Below are 17,911 nucleotides of genomic sequence, written 5' to 3'. Positions count from 1 at the left end.
CTTAACGTGCCTCCATTGCATCAAGCAGTTGCGACGCATCTACTTGTGTGACTTGACTGTATATATAAGCGTTATTGATCCACTGCATCGCATGACTTGAGGTATCAAGGAACGGCTGTGGATATAGACCAAGCCATACCAAGCCTGCAGCGAGCATCAATAACAATGACAACTCACGCTTACCCAAATCTTTTAATGGACGCGTAGGCAAACCATGTGCTTTGGTTTCTTGCATGGCGACTGCTTCGATGTTGTTTTTGCCAAATAATGCACGGTGAATCAAAATAAGCGAGTATAGCCCTGCTAGTACCAGACTGAATGTTGCAAAGACCACAAATACTGGATACTGAGCAAAAGCACCAAATAAAATCATGAACTCGCCGATGAAGTTACCTGTCCCCGGAATACCGAGCAACGCGGCACAGAAGAACATCAGTATCGGTGCGTAGTAACGGAACTGACCCCACATACCACCCATCAAGGTCAAATCACGCGTATGTAGACGCTCATATAACTGCCCTGCCATGATGAATAGCGCTGCTGAGCTTAAGCCATGTGCGAGCATCTGAATCATCAGACCTTGCAAGCTTAATAAAGTGCCTGCATAAATCGCCAATACCACAAAGCCCATATGCGAGATACTGGTATAAGCCAGCAAACGCTTCATATCGGTCTGCATAAAGGCGAGCCATGCACCATAGAAGATACCAATCGTACCCAAGGTCATCGCAATCGGCGCAAAATCTTGTGATGCTGCTGGAAATAATGGCAACACGAAACGAATCAAGCCATAAGCTGCGGTTTTAATCAAAACCCCTGCCAAATCCACCGAACCTGCCGTTGGTGCTTGCGCATGCGCATCTGGCAACCAGCCATGGAACGGAATAATCGGCAACTTAACCGCAAAGCCAATAAAGAAGCACAGCATGATCGGATATTCCCAGCCGCCAAGTGACGTACCGAGCAAATCATTATAATTAAAGCTCACCACCCCTTTTTGAGCGTAGCTGATAATGACCAATATCAAAATGCCGACCAGCATAATAAGCCCAGATGCCTGGGTATAAATAAAGAACTTAGTCGCTGCGTATTCCTTAGTTTTACCAACCACATCATGACCCCAAATAGCGATCAAGAAGTAGATAGGAACCAGCATCATCTCCCAAAAGAAGAAGAACAAGAAGAGGTCAATGGCTAAGAAAACACCAATGACGCCGCCCAAACTCCACAAAAGGTTGAGATGGAAAAAGCCGACTCGACGCTGAATCTCATTCCACGAACAAGCCACTGCGGCAATACCGAGCAATCCTGTCAACGCCACCATCATCAGTGACAAGCCATCCATCGCTAAATGGAAGCTAATACCAAAGCTCGGTATCCATGGCACACTAAATTCAGCGACCCAAGGCACAGCAGCGTCTGGCGCAATGACTTGCTTACTCATGCCACTAAAGTCGCCGTATTGCCACAGCACTAGCGACAATACAAAGGTCAACGTCATACCGATTAGAGCAATCCAGCGCGGCAGACGTTTATTAAAGCGCTCGACCAACCAACATAACAACCCGGCAATAAAGGGAATTGCAATTAATGCTGGTAGCATCCACGTTTGTTGTAACTCAATCATCTTATACCACCGTCATCATTACCAGCACTAGTAATACAGCCATGCCCAAGCCAAAGCTTGCAGCGTAACCTCGAAGTGACCCTGTTTGCGTCGCAGACAATACCTTATTACCAGCAGATGCCAGCTTAGGCAAGACGAGCCACGCTTTATCGATAGGGTCGGCTTTAAATAAGCGGCCGATGAACAAAAAGGGTTTTACAAAAATTACATCGTATAGCGCATCAAAACCTAGACCATGATAACACCAGTGATATAGCGCCCCACCAACACGTGAGCGCTTAAAGCGGGTGAGCACGCGACCTTTATCCACCACATATAATAGCGCCGCTATTATTAGACCAGCCAGCATCGCACCCATGGCGATAAACTCAGCCGTATGCTTACCATGCGCTTGACCAGCGACTTCCAATAAATGCCCAACACTCTCTGGCAAGACGCCTTGTAATGGCGGAGTGATAAATGCACCCACTGCCGTTGATAATACGAGCAACACACTAAGTGGCAGCCAATATGACACACCAGATAATTTATGAGCATGGGTCTTTTCTTCACCAAAGAAGATAATCCAAATCATACGGAAGGTATAAAGCGCGGTTAAGAAAGCACCGAATACACCCATATAGAATAAGACCATATGACCGGTTGCATAACTCTCCCAAAGAATCGCTTCTTTAGAATAAAAGCCAACGGTGACCCAAGGTATTGCCGCAAGTGCACCGCCACCAACGATATAGCACCAAAATACCAACGGTATCTTTTTACGTAGACCGCCCATCTTAAAGATGTTTTGCTCATGGTGTACCGCAAGAATGACTGCACCTGATGATAAGAATAACAGGGCTTTAAAGAAAGCATGAGTCATCAAATGGAAGATTGCGCCCTGCCACGCGCCAACGCCGAGTGCTAAGAACATATAGCCAATTTGGCTCATGGTTGAGTAAGCAAGAATACGTTTGATGTCGGTCTGTGCCAGTGCACAGAATCCAGCAACGACCAACGTCAACGCCCCTACACCACCGACCCAATATAATAAAATACCAGGCGTCAGCTCAAACAATGGATGTAGACGAGCGATTAAATAAACACCTGCCGTGACCATCGTTGCCGCATGAATAAGCGCTGATACTGGCGTCGGACCTGCCATCGCATCAGCCAGCCATGTATGTAATGGCAGTTGCGCCGATTTACCCATCGCGCCGCCAACTAACATCATGGTTGTCAACATCATCGTTGGATTGTTGATATCGAATACTTCTGGCGCACGGGTAATAATCTCTTGAATATTAAGCGTACCGAATTCGCGGAATAATAAAAACAGACCGAAGGCTAAGAATACATCACCTACGCGCGTCACCGTAAAGGCTTTCATCGCTGCAAGACCATTGGCGCGGTCATGGTAATAAAAACCGATCAGTAAGTACGAACAGATACCAACGCCTTCCCAGCCAAGATAAAGCAAGAACAAGTTATCTGCTAATACTAGCAATAGCATGCTGGCGACAAACAAATTCATATAGCTAAAGAAGCGGGCAAAGCCAGTGTCACCTTTCATATACCAAGCGGCAAAGAGATGGATTAAAAAGCCAATCCCAGTGATGACACCCGTCATCGTCAGTGCCAAACCATCAAAGCTCAGACCGAAACTTGGGGCAAAATCTCCGACTTGGAACCATGTCCAAAGCGGAATCTCTATGACTGTTCCTGCTGGATTATTGGTTAAAAAAGTATAACTAACGATTAACGTGCATAGTGCTGATAACAGCATACTACCGACACCGACAATCGCTGCCACCTGCTCTGTTAGCTTGTCGCGCATAAAGGCTAAAATCAAAAAGCCAACGAGCGGGAATATAAAGGTTAATGGTAATAAACTCATGACATCATCCTTTCATCTCATTGGCGCTATCGACATCGAGATGCCCACGCTGATGATAAAACCGCAATAATATTGCCAAACCAATGGCGGCCTCTGCTGCTGCCAAGGTCAAAATAAAGATAAACATAATCTGTCCATCTGGATCGACCCAACGACTACCTGCCACCACAAATGCTAATGCTGTTGCATTCATCATGATCTCAAGGCTCATTAGCATAAATAGGAAATTACGTCGTACCATGACGCCGCACAGACCAATGGCAAATAAGATACCTGCCAAAATCAGTCCATGGCTCATGGGTATCATGCCCAGTACATTCTGCGCCTCAGCAACTGGCTGTACTAAGCCTGCTACCTCGTGGGCAAACGGCACGTTTGACACATCTTGTGCCACGCTCGCTGCTAGTACCATTAGTCTGACTCCTTGCGCGTGACTTTATTCACACCCAGCTGCGTACCTGCATTCATACTTACATAGTCATGCGGGTCAACATCTTTATATTCGTAAGGTTCTGCCATTTTCGCCGCGTCAGCATCTATAGGCATGCCGTGATCATCGTAGTGTTTGATACTCGCGACATTAGCATTAGATACTTGACTATCATTACTGTGGTTTACATTAACAGTAACCTCATCAGCGATAGACTCTTTACCCAAATGATAAGCGGCGACCAAGGCTGCCAACAGTAGCAATGCCGCCACTTCTATCAACATCACATATTTAGTAAATAGCACCGTACCGACTGCTTTGGCAGATATTGTCGAGCCACCAATCATTGCCGCTTCGTCATGACCCATACCAATCATCGCATACAGCACAACCGCGATAATAATCGTTAACCCTGTCGGTAGCGCCCAAGTGCCCGCATCAAGCCAGCGCTCTTCACGCTCATCATTGCTCATGCCTAAATTAAGCATCATAATAACAAAGACAAATAGCACCATAATGGCGCCGGCATAGACGACAATCTCTAACGCACCAGCAAATGGCGCGCCTAGGACGAAAAATATCCCTGCGATTGCCAGTAATGACACAATCATCGATAAGATAGCATGCACTGGATTGGCCTGAGTCACGACGCGCAGACTGGCAAATATGGCCACTGCTGCAAGCGAATAAAACCCCGCCAGTTCAGGATGGTTCAAAATATTCATCATGGTAGCAAGCTCCTTAGATCAATCGGTGCAGCTTCGTTTTGTGCTGCGCCTTTTGGTTTGTCCGCTACCGCCATACCCGTCACACGATAATAGTTATAATCAGGATATTTACCCGGCCCTGAAATGAGCAAATGCTCTTTTTCGTAGACCAAGTCTTGGCGCTTATATTCACCCAACTCAAAGTCAGGCGTCATTTGAATGGCTGTCGTTGGACACGCCTCTTCACACAAGCCACAAAAAATACAGCGCGAAAAGTTAATTCGAAAAAACTCTGGATACCAACGACCGTCTTCACGTTCCGCTTTTTGTAAGGAGATACACCCTACCGGGCATGCCACCGCACACAAGTTACAAGCCACACAGCGCTCGTCTCCATCAGGGTCACGCGTTAGAACAATACGTCCACGAAAACGCGGCGGCACAGGTACCGGCACCTCAGGATAAAGGATGGTGTCACGCGGTCTGAGCGCATGACTATTGACCATCCACATGCTGCGGACAATGGTAAATAGTCCAATGACGGTCTTTTTTATGGTAGTAAACATGGGATTATTATCCTTATCAGCTTTACCCTAGTTCATCAATGATGGCTAGTGATGGCTACTAGTAATGATTACAACGTTGGGGAAAAGATCAAAATGACCGCAGCAGTAACCAACAGATTAATCAGCGTTACTGGCAGACAAACTTTCCAGCCAAAGTTCATCACTTGATCATAACGCGGACGCATGAGTGAGCCTCGAGCCAAAATAAACATGGTCATAAAGAACAGCGTTTTAATCATGAACCAAAAAGCTGGTGGAATAAATGGAATATCTAAATTAAAAGGTGCAAGCCAACCACCAAAGAATAAGCACGTCATCAAGGCAGAAATCAGTACAACGTTGACATATTCGCCAATAAAGAACATACCGAACTTCATGCCAGAATATTCGACATGATAGCCTTCAGCCAGCTCTTGCTCTGCTTCTGGCTGATCAAATGGATGTCTATGGGTAACGGCAACACCAGCAACGACAAAGGTCAAAAAGCCAAAAAACTGCGGAATGATATACCAGCCGTCGATTTGCGCCTCAACAATGGCGCGCAAGTTAAATGAGCCTGTCAATGCGACTACGCCCATCAGTGATAAGCCCAAGAAGACTTCATAACTGATCGTTTGTGCAGCAGAGCGCAAACCACCCAGTAGCGAGAATTTATTGGCAGACGCCCAACCACCGAACATCACTGCATAAACGGCAATACCTGCCATCGCAAAGAAGAACAGAATACCGATATCCCAGTCAGCAACACCAAGCGTTGGCGAAATAGGAATAATGGCAAATGAGGCCAGTGCAGTGAACATCGCGACCGCAGGTGCCAACGTAAACATAAACTTATCGGTAAAGTTTGGCGTCCAATCTTCTTTAAAGAAGATTTTGAGCATATCCGCGACTAGCTGCAACGAACCAAAGGGTCCGACGCGGTTTGGACCGTAACGATCCTGCCATAAAGCTAGCATGCGGCGCTCATAGACAATCATCATAGCGGCAACCATAACCACGACCAAGAAGATGACTAGTGATTGCCCGACCATAAATAAAATGGACCAAGCATCAAAGCTCATGCTACCAGCCAAGAAGCTTGGCACATCAGGGATAATACGGGTAACTTGCATATTACACCTCCTGTGTGGTGGTCGGTGCTGTGTTCATTTGCGCAGCATCGTTATTGTTCATCATATCGTTAGCCATGCTACCCATCATCGTCACTGGTGCATCCACTTTGCGAACCGACGCTGGCATTGATGGATGAATGATACTCACCTGCCCAACTGGGTAACCGATACAGCCTTCTGCTAAATAACCGACAATCTGTACTGGCAAGGTGATTTGTTGCTTATCGATTTCAATCGCTAAGTAATCGCCATTAGCGATGTTCCAGTCCTTAGCATCATCCATCCCGATACGCCATGCAGCAACAGGCAGTTGCTCCGCAACCACTGGGCTACGTGACGCCATCATAGAGCTGGCATAGATATTATGGATAGGCACCAGTTTGGCTTGTCCTTCCTGCATATCCGTTGTCGTCGCAGACATGGCATCTGGTGCAACATATTGACGTGTTTCTAAACGTGCTAGCTGATCGAACATGCGCACACCTGGGTCGCCATTTTTTAGATGACCACCGACCTTGTCTTGGTATTTATTCCACGCTTGTGGTGAGTTCCAACCTGCCGCATTGGCAAAAGGAATCATCGAGCTTGGGGTTTCTTTACCACTATAACCTTCCATTGAGAAAGTCAAACCGGTGTCTAAATCTTTTGGTTGCATCGGCTCATGTACGGATATCGGCGCACGCATGGCGGTACGGCCTGAATAACGACGCGGCTGACGAGCAATTTTAAGACCCGTCATACGGTAATCGGCATCAGGTGCAGCGCCTTTAATCCCAGCAAGCTTAGGGTGCGTTACGATCAATGCATTGATGACGTCATCTAGCTGCGTCCAATCAACATCACGACCTTCGATGCTGCTATGCACTGCATGTAACCAGCGCCAGCCTTCTTTAATACTGCTCATCGGATGATAGTATTCGTTGTCGTAAACTTGGAAGAAGCGCTGTGCACGACCTTCAGCCGATATCAGCGTACCGTCTGCTTCTGCAAAACTAGCCGCAGGTAATACAATATCGACATCTTTGTGCCAATCAAGTAGCTGATGATCCAGTGCAATGACAGTTTTATCAGATAATAGCTGCGTCAATTTATTGGCATCGATGGCATCAGTCAGCTGATTTTCAGCGACGATGACCACATCAAAATCAGTCGCCAGTAATTCTTCGACTGATTGACCGCCAAGCATGCAAACACCCATGCTATTGGCATCGGTAACTGTTAAGTAGATACCTGCTTGTGCCTGATATTTACTGTTTACTTCTTTCAGCTCAAGTTTTTTAGCAGGAGCGCGTTCTACATTGTCTTGCGTTTCTGTATCAACACCGGTTTCAGGTTTGTTTGGTTTAGCGGATAGCTCTTTATCTTCTATTTGCGCTTGCTCATCACGGACTTGAGCATTATACGTGTCCACTTGCTGCTGTTCAGTCGCTTTAATGGCTGAGCGTTTTTGGGTCAATGCTTGAGTAATCTGCGCCGCTGCTTCAATCAAAGCCGTAGAGGATAAACTGCTACCCGAGATAACCAATGGCTTATCCGCTTGAATCAAGTCATAAGCGATTTGCTTCGCTAATGCTTGCATACCGTCAGTCTCAGTACTGGCATTAGTACTAGTAGCAGTATCGACATCTTGATCAGCCGCTTGTGGGTCTGTTATTTCTGCTAAATCATCAGCGAAGTTAGCAATCTCATCAGCGACTTTAAAGCCAAGCTTAGTGATGTCTTCAGGCGTTGCTACCACACTGACTTTACTGATGTCTTCTAGCTTAGTTTGCACCACGTCGATGACATAAACTGGGCTTAACGCATCTTGAGCAATACGTTTAACCGGTTCTGCAAGCCAAGACTGCGTTTGCAATGCCGCTGCCATTTTCAGGCCTTCATTTTTTGCCGCTTGGCGTACTGACAGCGCGACACGTGATGAGGTTTGAGTGATATCTTCACCCAATACCAATACCGCATCATAGCTTTCGATATCAGTCATGCTTGGGTTATAAATGCCATCAGTACTCAATACTTCGATGCATTTATTAACCAATGCTTGCTGCTGATGATTGAGACCTGTTGAAAACTTATCAAAGCCAACCAGATTTTTTAGTGCAAAGTTGGTTTCTAAACTGGCACGAGGTGAGCCAATACCAATGACTTTTTTGTCTTTGAGTCGTTTGATGGTTTCATCAAGTGCATAGTCAATATTGATTTTGACATGCTTATCGTTGATACGCTCAAGCGCTTGGGTTGGACGATCGTCACGATTGACATAGCCGTAACCAAAGCGACCACGGTCACATAAGAAATAGCGGTTCACTTCACCGTTGTAGCGGTTTTCGATACGGCGCAATTCACCATAACGCTCACCCGGTGAGATATTACAACCTGCTGAGCAACCATGGCAAATGCTTGGTGCATACTGCATGTCCCACTTACGGTTGTAGCGCTCTGAATGCGTTTTATCGGTAAATACACCCGTTGGGCATACTTCCGTTAAGTTACCTGAGAATTCGCTTTCGAACTGACCATCTTTGTCACGACCAAAGTAAACGCGGTTGTTTGAGCCGTAAACACCCAAATCTTCGCCGCCCGCATAGTCTTTATAAAAACGGACACAGCGATAGCAAGCGATACAGCGGTTCATCTCATGCGCGATGAATGGGCCAAGCTCTTGGTTATGATGGGTGCGTTTGGTAAAGCGATAACGACGACGGCTATGACCTGACATATACGTCATGTCTTGCAGATGGCAATGTCCGCCCTCTTCACAAGTTGGACAGTCATGTGGATGGTTGGTCATCAGTAGCTCAACCATCGACTTGCGGAATGCTTTGGCTTCATCGTCAGTGACAGAGATATACATGTCATCGCCCGGAGCGACCATACATGACATCACAAGACGGCCGCGACCTGCTTCCATGTCTTCTTTATTTTGGAATTGCTTGACCGCGCACTGACGGCACGACCCTACTGAGCCAAGGGCTGGGTGATAACAAAAATACGGCACATCAATGCCGAGTGATAAGCAGGCTTGTAGCAAGTTATCTGCGCTATCTACTTCGACAGTGGTTCCATCAATATGTATGACTGCCATGCCGCTCTCCTTATTTCACTTCTGGCTGTTGATTGGCTGCCGCATCAATGACATCGACACCAACCGCCTGCGCGATTTTTTGATCAAACTCTGGACGGAAATATTTAATCGCACTCATCAGTGGTTCCATCGCACCTGGCGCATGTGCACAGAAAGTTTTACCAATCCATAAGTCACGCGTGAGGCCTTCTAGTTTTTCGACATCGCCGACTTGCCCTTCACCATCATTGATAGCGGTAAGCAATTTGACACCCCAAGGCAGACCGTCACGGCATGGCGTACACCAACCGCAGGATTCGCGTTGGAAGAAAATCTCGAGATTACGAACGAGTGGCACCATATCTTGTGCTTCATCAACGACCATAATTAGCCCAGTACCCATACGGCTACCTGCTTTTTGAATGGTGTCAAAATCCACCACCACATCTAAATGCTCAGTGGTTAAAAAGTCAGTAGAGGCACCGCCCGGTAGCCAAGCTTTGAGGGTTTTACCATCTTGCATACCACCCGCTAAATCTTCAATGATTTCGCGTGCCGTATAACCAAACGGTAACTCCCACAGACCTGGGTCATTGACTAAACCTGAGCAGCCAAACAGTTTGGTACCCGGTGTCTGGCTCTTGCCTTTGATGTTAGATAATGACTGATACCATTCAACACCATGGTTTAGGATGGCTGGCATGTTACACAAGGTTTCAACGTTGTTGACGACGGTTGGACGACCCCATGCACCAGAAATTTGCGGGAAAGGTGGCTTGGTACGTGGATTAGCACGGCGACCTTCTAAGCAATTAATCAATGCGGTTTCTTCACCGCAAATATAACGTCCAGCGCCAGTATGCACATGCAGATTAAAACTAAAATCTGAGCCTAGAATGTTCTTGCCCATGAGATTGTTAGCCAAGCATTCTTCGATGGCAGTGACCAGACGCTGGGCGGCTAAGATATATTCACCACGGATAAAGATATAACCGTCAGTCGCACCAATCGCATGTGCGGTAATCAACATACCTTCAATCAGCTGAAACGGTAGACGCTCCATCAATAGACGATCTTTAAAGGTACCCGGCTCCATTTCATCAGCATTACAGATGAGATAACGAGGTAAACCATCTGGTGGTGACATGAATGTCCACTTCAAACCAGCATTAAAACCTGCACCGCCGCGACCTCTGACGTTGGCAGCTTTGATCATATTCCCGACTTCTTTAGGCGATTGACTCAAAGCTTGCTTTAAGCCATCAAAGCCTTTTAACGACTCATAGGTGGTCAAATCTAGTACGGCATCATGATGTGCTAGACGCCATGTTAACGGTTTGGTTTCGCTAGTCGCTGTGGCTTTATCACCATAAATTGGAATGCTCTGCTCATTGAGCTGGCTAGGTGCTTTGCCTTGACTACGTTGAGCAATCTGCTCTGAAAGCGTTAATCTCATGCGTATAGCTCCAATAATTGCGTGACTTCTTCGGGCTGTACTGGACCATAGGTGTCTTCGTCAATCAACACAGCAGGGCCTTTGTCACAGTTACCTAAGCAGCAAATTGGCAATAGCGTAAAGCGACCATCAGCCGTCGTCTGACCATACTCAATACCCAGCTGCGATCTGATCTCAGCAGACAAGGCTTCATAGCCTGTCAAGAAACAAGCCACTGAATCACAAATAAGGATGACGTGGCGACCGACAGGCTGACGATAAATACGGTTAAAGAAAGTGGCGACTCCGTCCATATCTGACATCGGAATGTCTAGAATATTGGCAATGGCATTCACTTGTGCGTCATCGACCCAGCCGTTGCGCTTTTGCACAATCTTTAGCGCATCGAGCGAAGCAGCACGCGCTTGTGGGTAATGGTGCATAAACTCATGAATAGCCGCAATTTCCTCGCTAGTGAGGATGCTTGCCACATCTACTTTTGGCATTTTGTCGGAAACAATTTTCATAGTCTTCTATCTGTCCTCACTCATCACGCTTTATCAGCTAATAACGACAGTCTTATGAGTGTCGCTACATGGCAAGATATCAGCATTTTGGTGTGCCATTTGGCAATGATATATTGATAAACGTATTTCTTTAATAACGATAATTTTCTGATCAAAGCATTAGACTAAAGTATTAGCGATCACGGTACTAACGATCACAGTCGGCCATTACGATATCAATCGATGCCAAATACATGATGGCATCAGAAACGAGCGAACCATTAATCACCGATGGCATCTGCTGTAAATGTGCAAACGTCGGCGTACGGATACGGGTACGATAGCTCATCGTCGCCTTATCTGAGGTGATGTAATAGCTGTTCAAACCTTTGGTCGCTTCTACAATTGTCGTACACTCGCCCGCTGGCATCACAGGACCCCAAGATACTGAGATAAAGTGATTAATCAAGGTTTCAATATCGTTTAAGGTACGGTCTTTTGGCGGTGGTACAGCGAGTGGATGATCGGCTTTATAAGGGCCTTGTGGCATATTGTCCATACACTGGCGAATGATACGTAACGACTGACGCATCTCTTCGACCTTGACCATACAGCGATCATAAGCGTCACCGTTGTAACCCACTGGCACTTCAAAATCGTAATTCTCATAGCCCATGTATGGACGCGCTTTACGCAGATCAAAATCAACGCCTGTCGCTCGCAGACCAGCGCCCGTCACGCCCCAAGCAAGTGCTTGCTTAGCATTATACTGCGCAACACCTTGGGTACGACCTTTGAGCACGCTATTTTGCAATGCCGCTTTGACATATTCGTCCAAGCGTTTTGGCATCCAATCCAAGAATTCGCGAACCAGACGCTGCCAGCCACGTGGCAGATCAGCAGCCGTACCGCCGATACGGAACCAAGCAGGATGCATACGATAGCCAGTCACGGCTTCGATGACGTCATAGGCTTTTTGGCGATCGGTAAACATATAGAATACCGGGGTCATGCCGCCCGCATCCTGAATAAACGTACCAACAAACAGTAAGTTATTGGTAATACGAAAAAACTCGCTCATCATCACGCGAATGGTTTCAGCGCGCGGTGGAATCGTAATTCCAGCAAGCTTTTCAACCGACATGATGTACGGCAGCTCATTCATCACGCCACCGAGGTAATCGATACGGTCGGTATAAGGAATAAATGAATGCCAAGTTTGACGCTCAGCCATCTTCTCTGCGCCGCGATGGTGATAGCCGATATCAGGGATACAATCGACGACTTCTTCACCATCAAGCTGTAGTACTAAACGGAATGCACCGTGAGCAGAAGGATGGTTAGGACCGATGTTCAAGAACATAAAGTCTTCATCACGACCTGAACGCTTCATGCCCCACTCTTCTGGGACAAAACGCAAGTTTTCTTGCTCGTATTGCTGCTTGGCAGTGTTCAAGAAGTACGGGGTAAATTCCGTTGCACGCGCATGATACTCTTTACGCAGTGGATGACCTTCCCAGTATTTTGGTAATAGAATACGGGTCAAATGCGGATGACCGGTAAAGACAATACCGAACATGTCCCACACTTCACGCTCGTACCAGTTGGCATTTGGCCAAATCTGCGTAGCGCTCGGTACATTGACATCGTCTTCACTCAGCGCGACTTTAATACGCACATCACTATTACGCTCAAGCGACATTAGGTGATAAAACACTGTAAAGTCACTGTCAGGCAACCCTTGGCGATGCTGACGCAGACGCTCATCTATCGCTGACAAGTCAAATAGCATGACGTATGGCTGGGGTAATTTACGCAGGTATAGAAGAATATCCAGCAAATCAGCACGTGCCACCCAAACCGTTGGAATCTCATCCACAGTGTGCTGCACGACAAACTTACCGGCATACTTCTGCTCCAGCTCGGTGATAACCGCTGGAACAGGCTTAATGTTAGGATCTATGTTTTCGACTACCGTGACCATGAATGATGTATTCCTTCATTAATCATCATTGAGCTATGTTGAGCCTAACCGAGCTACATTAATCATAACTGAACCATGTTAATCATAACTGAACTACGCTAAACATAAGCGAACTACGATGAATATATGCGTACTGAGCACTTTTACGGATTGTGTATGATTGAGCCAAACTAAAACATGATATAGCCAAATAATTTATGCCTAAATGCTGTTTATCACATGCAGTTTGGCTACAGGCTCGCTGATTAAATACTGTCTGGGCTACGCAAGTTTTTCACAGCGATACGATCTGCTTGCTTACGGTCACGCTCAGGCGTCATTTGTGGCTGATAAATACCCTGATCATTGACATGAATACCTAGCGGGCGACGCTCTTTAGTAATCGACTCTTGCAGCAACATCAAGCCTTGGATCAACGCTTCTGGACGCGGCGGACAACCGGGCACATAGACATCAACAGGGATAATTTTATCCACGCCTTGCACGACCGAATAGATATCATACATACCGCCAGAGTTGGCACAGGCGCCCATCGAGATAACCCATTTTGGCTCAAGCATTTGCTCATACAGGCGCTGAATAACCGGTGCCATTTTGACAAAACAAGTACCAGCAACGATCATCACATCCGCCTGACGGGGCGACGCGCGAATGACTTCGGCACCAAAACGTGACAAATCATGAACGGCGGTTAGGGTGGTGGCATATTCGACATAACAGCAAGAGGTACCAAAGTTAAATGGCCAAAGTGAGTGCTTGCGCCCCCAGTTTGCTGTTGAATGGACGAGGTCTTCGAGACGACCCATAAAGACGTTTTTATTCACTTCGTCTTCGATTGGATCATTGACCGTTTGACTGGTCTGTGCAGGATAGACATCTGCATCAGGGTTGGCTTTTGTTAATGTGTATTTCATAACATACAACCTTTATATTAGGCGAAGCGCAGCAATCATCTTGCTTTCACTATCGCCTTAACTTCTATTATTAATAAGCGACCATTTTGCAGTAATGTGCCACAAGACCGTCAAAAGCAATTAGCGTTTGACTTTGTCTTGTTGCGCAGATGTAGCAAAATCCATGGAAGTCACATTACCAGTAGTATTAATATGATCGATATTTTGCAAGTGACGACGGTTGGTCTCGATATTGTTCGAGACATTAATCTGCCCTGAAGACTGGGCTGGTATCTTGCCAGTTGGATCGACCATCAGCTCATCGACGCCATCAAACTGCGTAATATCTGCCAAATTAAAACCTGCTGGAGCTGCATATAGACGTGGTTGCTTGCGGCGCTTGTCCGATGGTGCCCAATTCATCGCACCCAGACTGAGCTCGTATACCAAGCCTATAATCAAGATGGTAATGAATATCGCGGCAGCGGCAAAGCCCAGCCAGCCTGCTTCACGTACTGAAACAGCATAAGCGTACAAATATAGTGCTTCTAAATCAAAGATAACGAAGAAGATTGCCACCAAATAGAATTTGGCAGACAAACGAATACGGGCGTTGCCAGCTCCGACAACACCCGCTTCAAATACTTCTTCTTTTTGTGAGCCCTGAGAGCGACCGCCAAGCAAACGCGGCACAACCAGCATAAAGACCACTAGCCCAATGGCGGCTAAGATAAAAGCAATGGCTGACCAATTAAAAGCAGACATGATAATACGTGCTCCTCACCCAATCGAGTGTCAAGCGCAGCGCGCATACTCACAAACTATAGAGTGGTAATAGCGACTGGCATAACGCAGACGAAAACACAAAGTAACTGCCATTGGGTCTTAATAACTCAATGGCTCATATAGATACTGTGCTGGTAATAACCAATTATCAAGCTTATTGACGACGATGTCAGACATGACCAACTATAGATACTCCGATGTATAACGGAGAAAGGCTGGTCGCCTAACGCATCTTCTAACAACGTAAGATCAACGTATTAAATCAATATCATATTCGATAGTTTATTTAATTGATTTAATAGCTCATTACACGTGGTCAACAATGACGAGACAACTGGCATAAATTATTTACGTACTATACGCATATCAGTGCCTAAAAGCTAGTTTTTAACTGTATTGAACGGTCACTTTATAGGTGAAAGAAACATGTTTTTTTTGCCATGAATTATGATATAGACGTTACCTTATATTAAGCCCAAATCCACATTTTTGAATGGACGCTAGTATATATAGTATAAGTCACGAAAAATTAACGCTTTTTTACTGGGTGCCGATCCTTGAACTCCTCCCCAATGTGACAGTTTTTGCTTTATAATAACCCGCCTAATTGCATGGTAGTATCAGCGGCTGTTTTAACGATGGCTCTCTTGATTAATTGTCACAAAATATTAATGGTCATGAGCGTGATTAGCGGATAGGTTGATTAACCTTATCGACGCTATGTTTTGATATTGAGATGATGCAACCAACTATAATGCTATGTTGCCATTTTGCGCTATCGATCTGCCTCATACGTGCTGTTTTTATCTCACTGAGCAACGCTTGATATCAACACTCGCCTTTTTTGCTTTCTTTTTGCTTTTGTCTTACAGGTCACCTTATGAGTCAACTTAATCCCAAACAACAAGAAGCGATGCTCTACGTATCCGGTCCATTGCTTGTGCTAGCAGGTGCCGGCTCCGGTAAGACATCGGTGATTACCCGCAAGATTGCCTATCTAATCGAAGAATGCAACATGCCAGCCGAGCGTATCACCGCGGTGACCTTTACCAATAAAGCGGCGCGCGAGATGAAAGCCCGTGTCAGTAAATTGCTGCCGAGTGAAAAAACTCGCGGGCTGACGGTGTCTACCTTTCACCAATTTGGGCTACAGTTTTTGCGCTATGAGCTGATTCATACACCACTCAAGGGTAACTTCTCCATCATGGACAGTGACGACAGTAAGCGTTTGCTGATGGAGCTGATGATGCGTGATAATTTAAGCGGCGCTGAAAGTCGTGAATTGGTCGGCAAAGCCATTAAAATGATTTCTGACTGGAAAAACGATCTGATTGAACCGGATAAGGCGATGGAAACCTTAGACGATCCAGAAGACATGATTTTTGCGACCCTCTATGCCTTATATGAGCGCAATTTGCGTGCTTATAACGCCGTTGATTTCGATGATTTGATTGTCCTGCCGACCAAGATATTACGTGAAAACAGAGAGCTGCGCGATAAATGGCAAAACCGTATTCGTTACTTACTCGTCGATGAATATCAAGATACCAACACCGCCCAGTATGAGATGATTAAATACTTAGTCGGACCGCAAGGGCGTTTTACCGTCGTTGGCGATGACGATCAATCTATCTATGCGTGGCGCGGTGCAAAACCGGAAAACATGGCGCTACTCAAAGAAGATTTCCCAAAACTCAAAATCGTCATGCTTGAGCAAAACTATCGCTCGACCACGCGTATTTTGACCTCTGCCAACGCTGTTATTACCAATAACGAGCATTTATTTGAAAAGAAACTCTGGTCAGATAAAGGTCAAGGCGAAAAAATTCGCATTATTAACTGTCGTAATGATGATGATGAGTCTGAGCGTGTGGCAAAAGAGATTGTCACTCATAAACTGCGTTTCGGTAATGAGTGGGAGCAATATGCCGTTCTTTATCGCAGTAACTTTCAGGCGCGCATGCTAGAGGCGCAGTTGCGTCAACTGCAAGTGCCCTATAAGTTGTCGGGTGGTCAGTCGTTCTTTGCGCGTAGTGAAATCAAAGACATCATGGGCTATCTACGTTTGATTCTGAACCCTGAAGACGACAGTGCGTTTTTACGTATTATCAATACGCCTAAGCGTGGAATGGGGCCAGCAACGCTAGAGAAGTTAGGCTTATTTTCACAAGAGCATAGCATCTCGCTACTCGCTTCTTGTACGCATGCAGGGCTCGCGCATGTTTTACCGTCGAAGGCTTATGGTACGATAAAGGAGTTCGGTGAGTTTATTGAACATTATACGCGTGAGCTCGATCAGCATCCTGACCCTGTGCCTATCGTCCGCCAAATGATTGATGAAACGGGTTATATCGACTTTGTGCGTAGCGACGCCAAAACGCCGCAACAAGAAAAAAACCGTATCGATAATATTGATATGCTCTACACTAGTATTCAATCGCTGATTAATCGCGCCGAAGAAGACGAAGATCGCACCATTGATACTATCATTCGTAAGCTGGTGTTGCTGGATATGCTCGAGCAACAGCAAGAAGAAGAAAACACCAACAAGGTTAACTTGATGACCTTGCATGCAGCAAAAGGTTTGGAATTTGATTTTGTGTATATCATGGGGCTTGAGGAAGAAATGCTACCGCACCGCAATTCTATCCTAAGCGAGACGGTCGAAGAAGAACGGCGCTTGATGTATGTCGGCATTACTCGTGCGCGTCGAGAGCTGACATTGACACTAGCGACTCAGCGCCGTGCGGGCGGTCAGATGCGTGTCACTTCTGAATCGCGCTTTTTAGATGAGTTACCAGAAGAGCATATCGACTGGCCAGCCAAGGCGAAAAAGAAAAAAGCGACTAAAGACCCAGAAGCTGTTGCTGATGAATACTTGGCTAATATTCGCGCTTTATTGGGTAATCGTTAGCGTTAGGCTCAACG

Annotated in this window: 13 protein-coding genes; 1 reads left to right on the top strand and 12 read right to left on the bottom strand. The window is 46.1% G+C overall.

The genetic code is table 11. The annotated features are described in order from the left end of the window. Position 1: 1 nt before the first annotated feature. The 12 genes from nuoM to ndhC all read right to left on the bottom strand — a co-directional run bounded on the left by nuoM (position 2) and on the right by ndhC (position 14,962). A complete protein-coding gene (nuoM, locus tag JMW64_RS03975) occupies positions 2 to 1,627 on the bottom strand; it encodes an NADH-quinone oxidoreductase subunit M (protein WP_201553488.1) in 1,626 nt (541 codons plus the stop codon). A 1-nt stretch (position 1,628) separates the two neighbouring features. Further along, a complete protein-coding gene (gene nuoL / locus JMW64_RS03970) occupies positions 1,629 to 3,503 on the bottom strand; it encodes an NADH-quinone oxidoreductase subunit L (RefSeq protein WP_201553486.1) in 1,875 nt (624 codons plus the stop codon). Between the two features lie 4 nt (positions 3,504 to 3,507). Beyond that, positions 3,508 to 3,816, bottom strand: a complete 309-nt coding sequence (gene nuoK / locus JMW64_RS03965; RefSeq protein WP_045445153.1) for an NADH-quinone oxidoreductase subunit NuoK — start codon at positions 3,814 to 3,816, stop codon at positions 3,508 to 3,510. Positions 3,817 to 3,914: 98 nt separating this feature from the next. Next, a complete protein-coding gene (gene nuoJ, locus JMW64_RS03960; protein WP_201553484.1) occupies positions 3,915 to 4,661 on the bottom strand; it encodes an NADH-quinone oxidoreductase subunit J in 747 nt (248 codons plus the stop codon). After that, positions 4,658 to 5,206: an NADH-quinone oxidoreductase subunit NuoI gene (gene nuoI / locus JMW64_RS03955; protein WP_045444743.1), complete on the bottom strand. Its 549-nt coding sequence runs from the start codon at positions 5,204 to 5,206 to the stop codon at positions 4,658 to 4,660. The genes nuoJ and nuoI overlap by 4 nt, the downstream gene beginning before the upstream one ends. Before the next feature lie 68 nt (positions 5,207 to 5,274). Beyond that, positions 5,275 to 6,267, bottom strand: coding sequence for an NADH-quinone oxidoreductase subunit NuoH (gene nuoH / locus JMW64_RS03950; RefSeq protein ID WP_045445151.1), 993 nt, complete (start codon positions 6,265 to 6,267; stop codon positions 5,275 to 5,277). A 52-nt stretch (positions 6,268 to 6,319) separates the two neighbouring features. Beyond that, positions 6,320 to 9,400: an NADH-quinone oxidoreductase subunit NuoG gene (gene nuoG, locus JMW64_RS03945; RefSeq protein ID WP_201553482.1), complete on the bottom strand. Its 3,081-nt coding sequence runs from the start codon at positions 9,398 to 9,400 to the stop codon at positions 6,320 to 6,322. Between the two features lie 10 nt (positions 9,401 to 9,410). Continuing rightward, on the bottom strand, positions 9,411 to 10,835 hold the full coding sequence (gene nuoF, locus JMW64_RS03940) for an NADH-quinone oxidoreductase subunit NuoF (RefSeq protein ID WP_201553480.1): 1,425 nt from the start codon (positions 10,833 to 10,835) through the stop codon (positions 9,411 to 9,413). After that, positions 10,832 to 11,341 (bottom strand): NADH-quinone oxidoreductase subunit NuoE, encoded by a 510-nt coding sequence (gene nuoE / locus JMW64_RS03935; protein WP_045444735.1) that lies wholly within the window; start codon positions 11,339 to 11,341, stop codon positions 10,832 to 10,834. The genes nuoF and nuoE overlap by 4 nt, the downstream gene beginning before the upstream one ends. A 187-nt stretch (positions 11,342 to 11,528) precedes the next feature. Continuing rightward, positions 11,529 to 13,304 carry an NADH-quinone oxidoreductase subunit C/D gene (gene nuoC, locus JMW64_RS03930; protein WP_201553478.1) on the bottom strand — a complete coding sequence of 592 codons (1,776 nt, stop codon included), beginning with the start codon at positions 13,302 to 13,304 and terminating at the stop codon, positions 11,529 to 11,531. Positions 13,305 to 13,549: 245 nt separating this feature from the next. Next, a complete protein-coding gene (locus JMW64_RS03925) occupies positions 13,550 to 14,218 on the bottom strand; it encodes a NuoB/complex I 20 kDa subunit family protein (RefSeq protein ID WP_025653094.1) in 669 nt (222 codons plus the stop codon). A 120-nt stretch (positions 14,219 to 14,338) separates the two neighbouring features. Continuing rightward, the gene (gene ndhC / locus JMW64_RS03920; protein WP_055124534.1) at positions 14,339 to 14,962 is read right to left on the bottom strand and encodes an NADH-quinone oxidoreductase subunit A; all 624 of its coding nucleotides are present in this window, start codon (positions 14,960 to 14,962) and stop codon (positions 14,339 to 14,341) included. A 901-nt stretch (positions 14,963 to 15,863) separates the two neighbouring features. Here ndhC and JMW64_RS03915 point away from each other — a divergent pair. Continuing rightward, positions 15,864 to 17,897 (top strand): UvrD-helicase domain-containing protein, encoded by a 2,034-nt coding sequence (locus tag JMW64_RS03915; RefSeq protein ID WP_060490569.1) that lies wholly within the window; start codon positions 15,864 to 15,866, stop codon positions 17,895 to 17,897. The last annotated feature ends 14 nt before the right edge of the window (positions 17,898 to 17,911 follow it).

The sequence above is a fragment of the Psychrobacter immobilis genome (genome assembly GCF_904846065.1).
Classification (GTDB): Bacteria; Pseudomonadota; Gammaproteobacteria; order Pseudomonadales; family Moraxellaceae; genus Psychrobacter; species Psychrobacter immobilis_H.
This window is presented reverse-complemented; position numbering and strand designations above follow the sequence as displayed.

Coding starts and splice junctions, on each gene's coding strand:
- nuoM (WP_201553488.1), bottom strand. CDS start 1,627: ATGATTGAGTTACAACAAACGTGGATGCTACCAGCATTAATTGCAATT.
- nuoL (WP_201553486.1), bottom strand. CDS start 3,503: ATGAGTTTATTACCATTAACCTTTATATTCCCGCTCGTTGGCTTTTTG.
- nuoJ (WP_201553484.1), bottom strand. CDS start 4,661: ATGATGAATATTTTGAACCATCCTGAACTGGCGGGGTTTTATTCGCTT.
- nuoI (WP_045444743.1), bottom strand. CDS start 5,206: ATGTTTACTACCATAAAAAAGACCGTCATTGGACTATTTACCATTGTC.
- nuoH (WP_045445151.1), bottom strand. CDS start 6,267: ATGAGCTTTGATGCTTGGTCCATTTTATTTATGGTCGGGCAATCACTA.
- nuoG (WP_201553482.1), bottom strand. CDS start 9,400: ATGGCAGTCATACATATTGATGGAACCACTGTCGAAGTAGATAGCGCA.
- nuoF (WP_201553480.1), bottom strand. CDS start 10,835: ATGAGATTAACGCTTTCAGAGCAGATTGCTCAACGTAGTCAAGGCAAA.
- nuoE (WP_045444735.1), bottom strand. CDS start 11,341: ATGAAAATTGTTTCCGACAAAATGCCAAAAGTAGATGTGGCAAGCATC.
- nuoC (WP_201553478.1), bottom strand. CDS start 13,304: ATGGTCACGGTAGTCGAAAACATAGATCCTAACATTAAGCCTGTTCCA.
- JMW64_RS03925 (WP_025653094.1), bottom strand. CDS start 14,218: ATGAAATACACATTAACAAAAGCCAACCCTGATGCAGATGTCTATCCT.
- ndhC (WP_055124534.1), bottom strand. CDS start 14,962: ATGTCTGCTTTTAATTGGTCAGCCATTGCTTTTATCTTAGCCGCCATT.
- JMW64_RS03915 (WP_060490569.1), top strand. CDS start 15,864: ATGAGTCAACTTAATCCCAAACAACAAGAAGCGATGCTCTACGTATCC.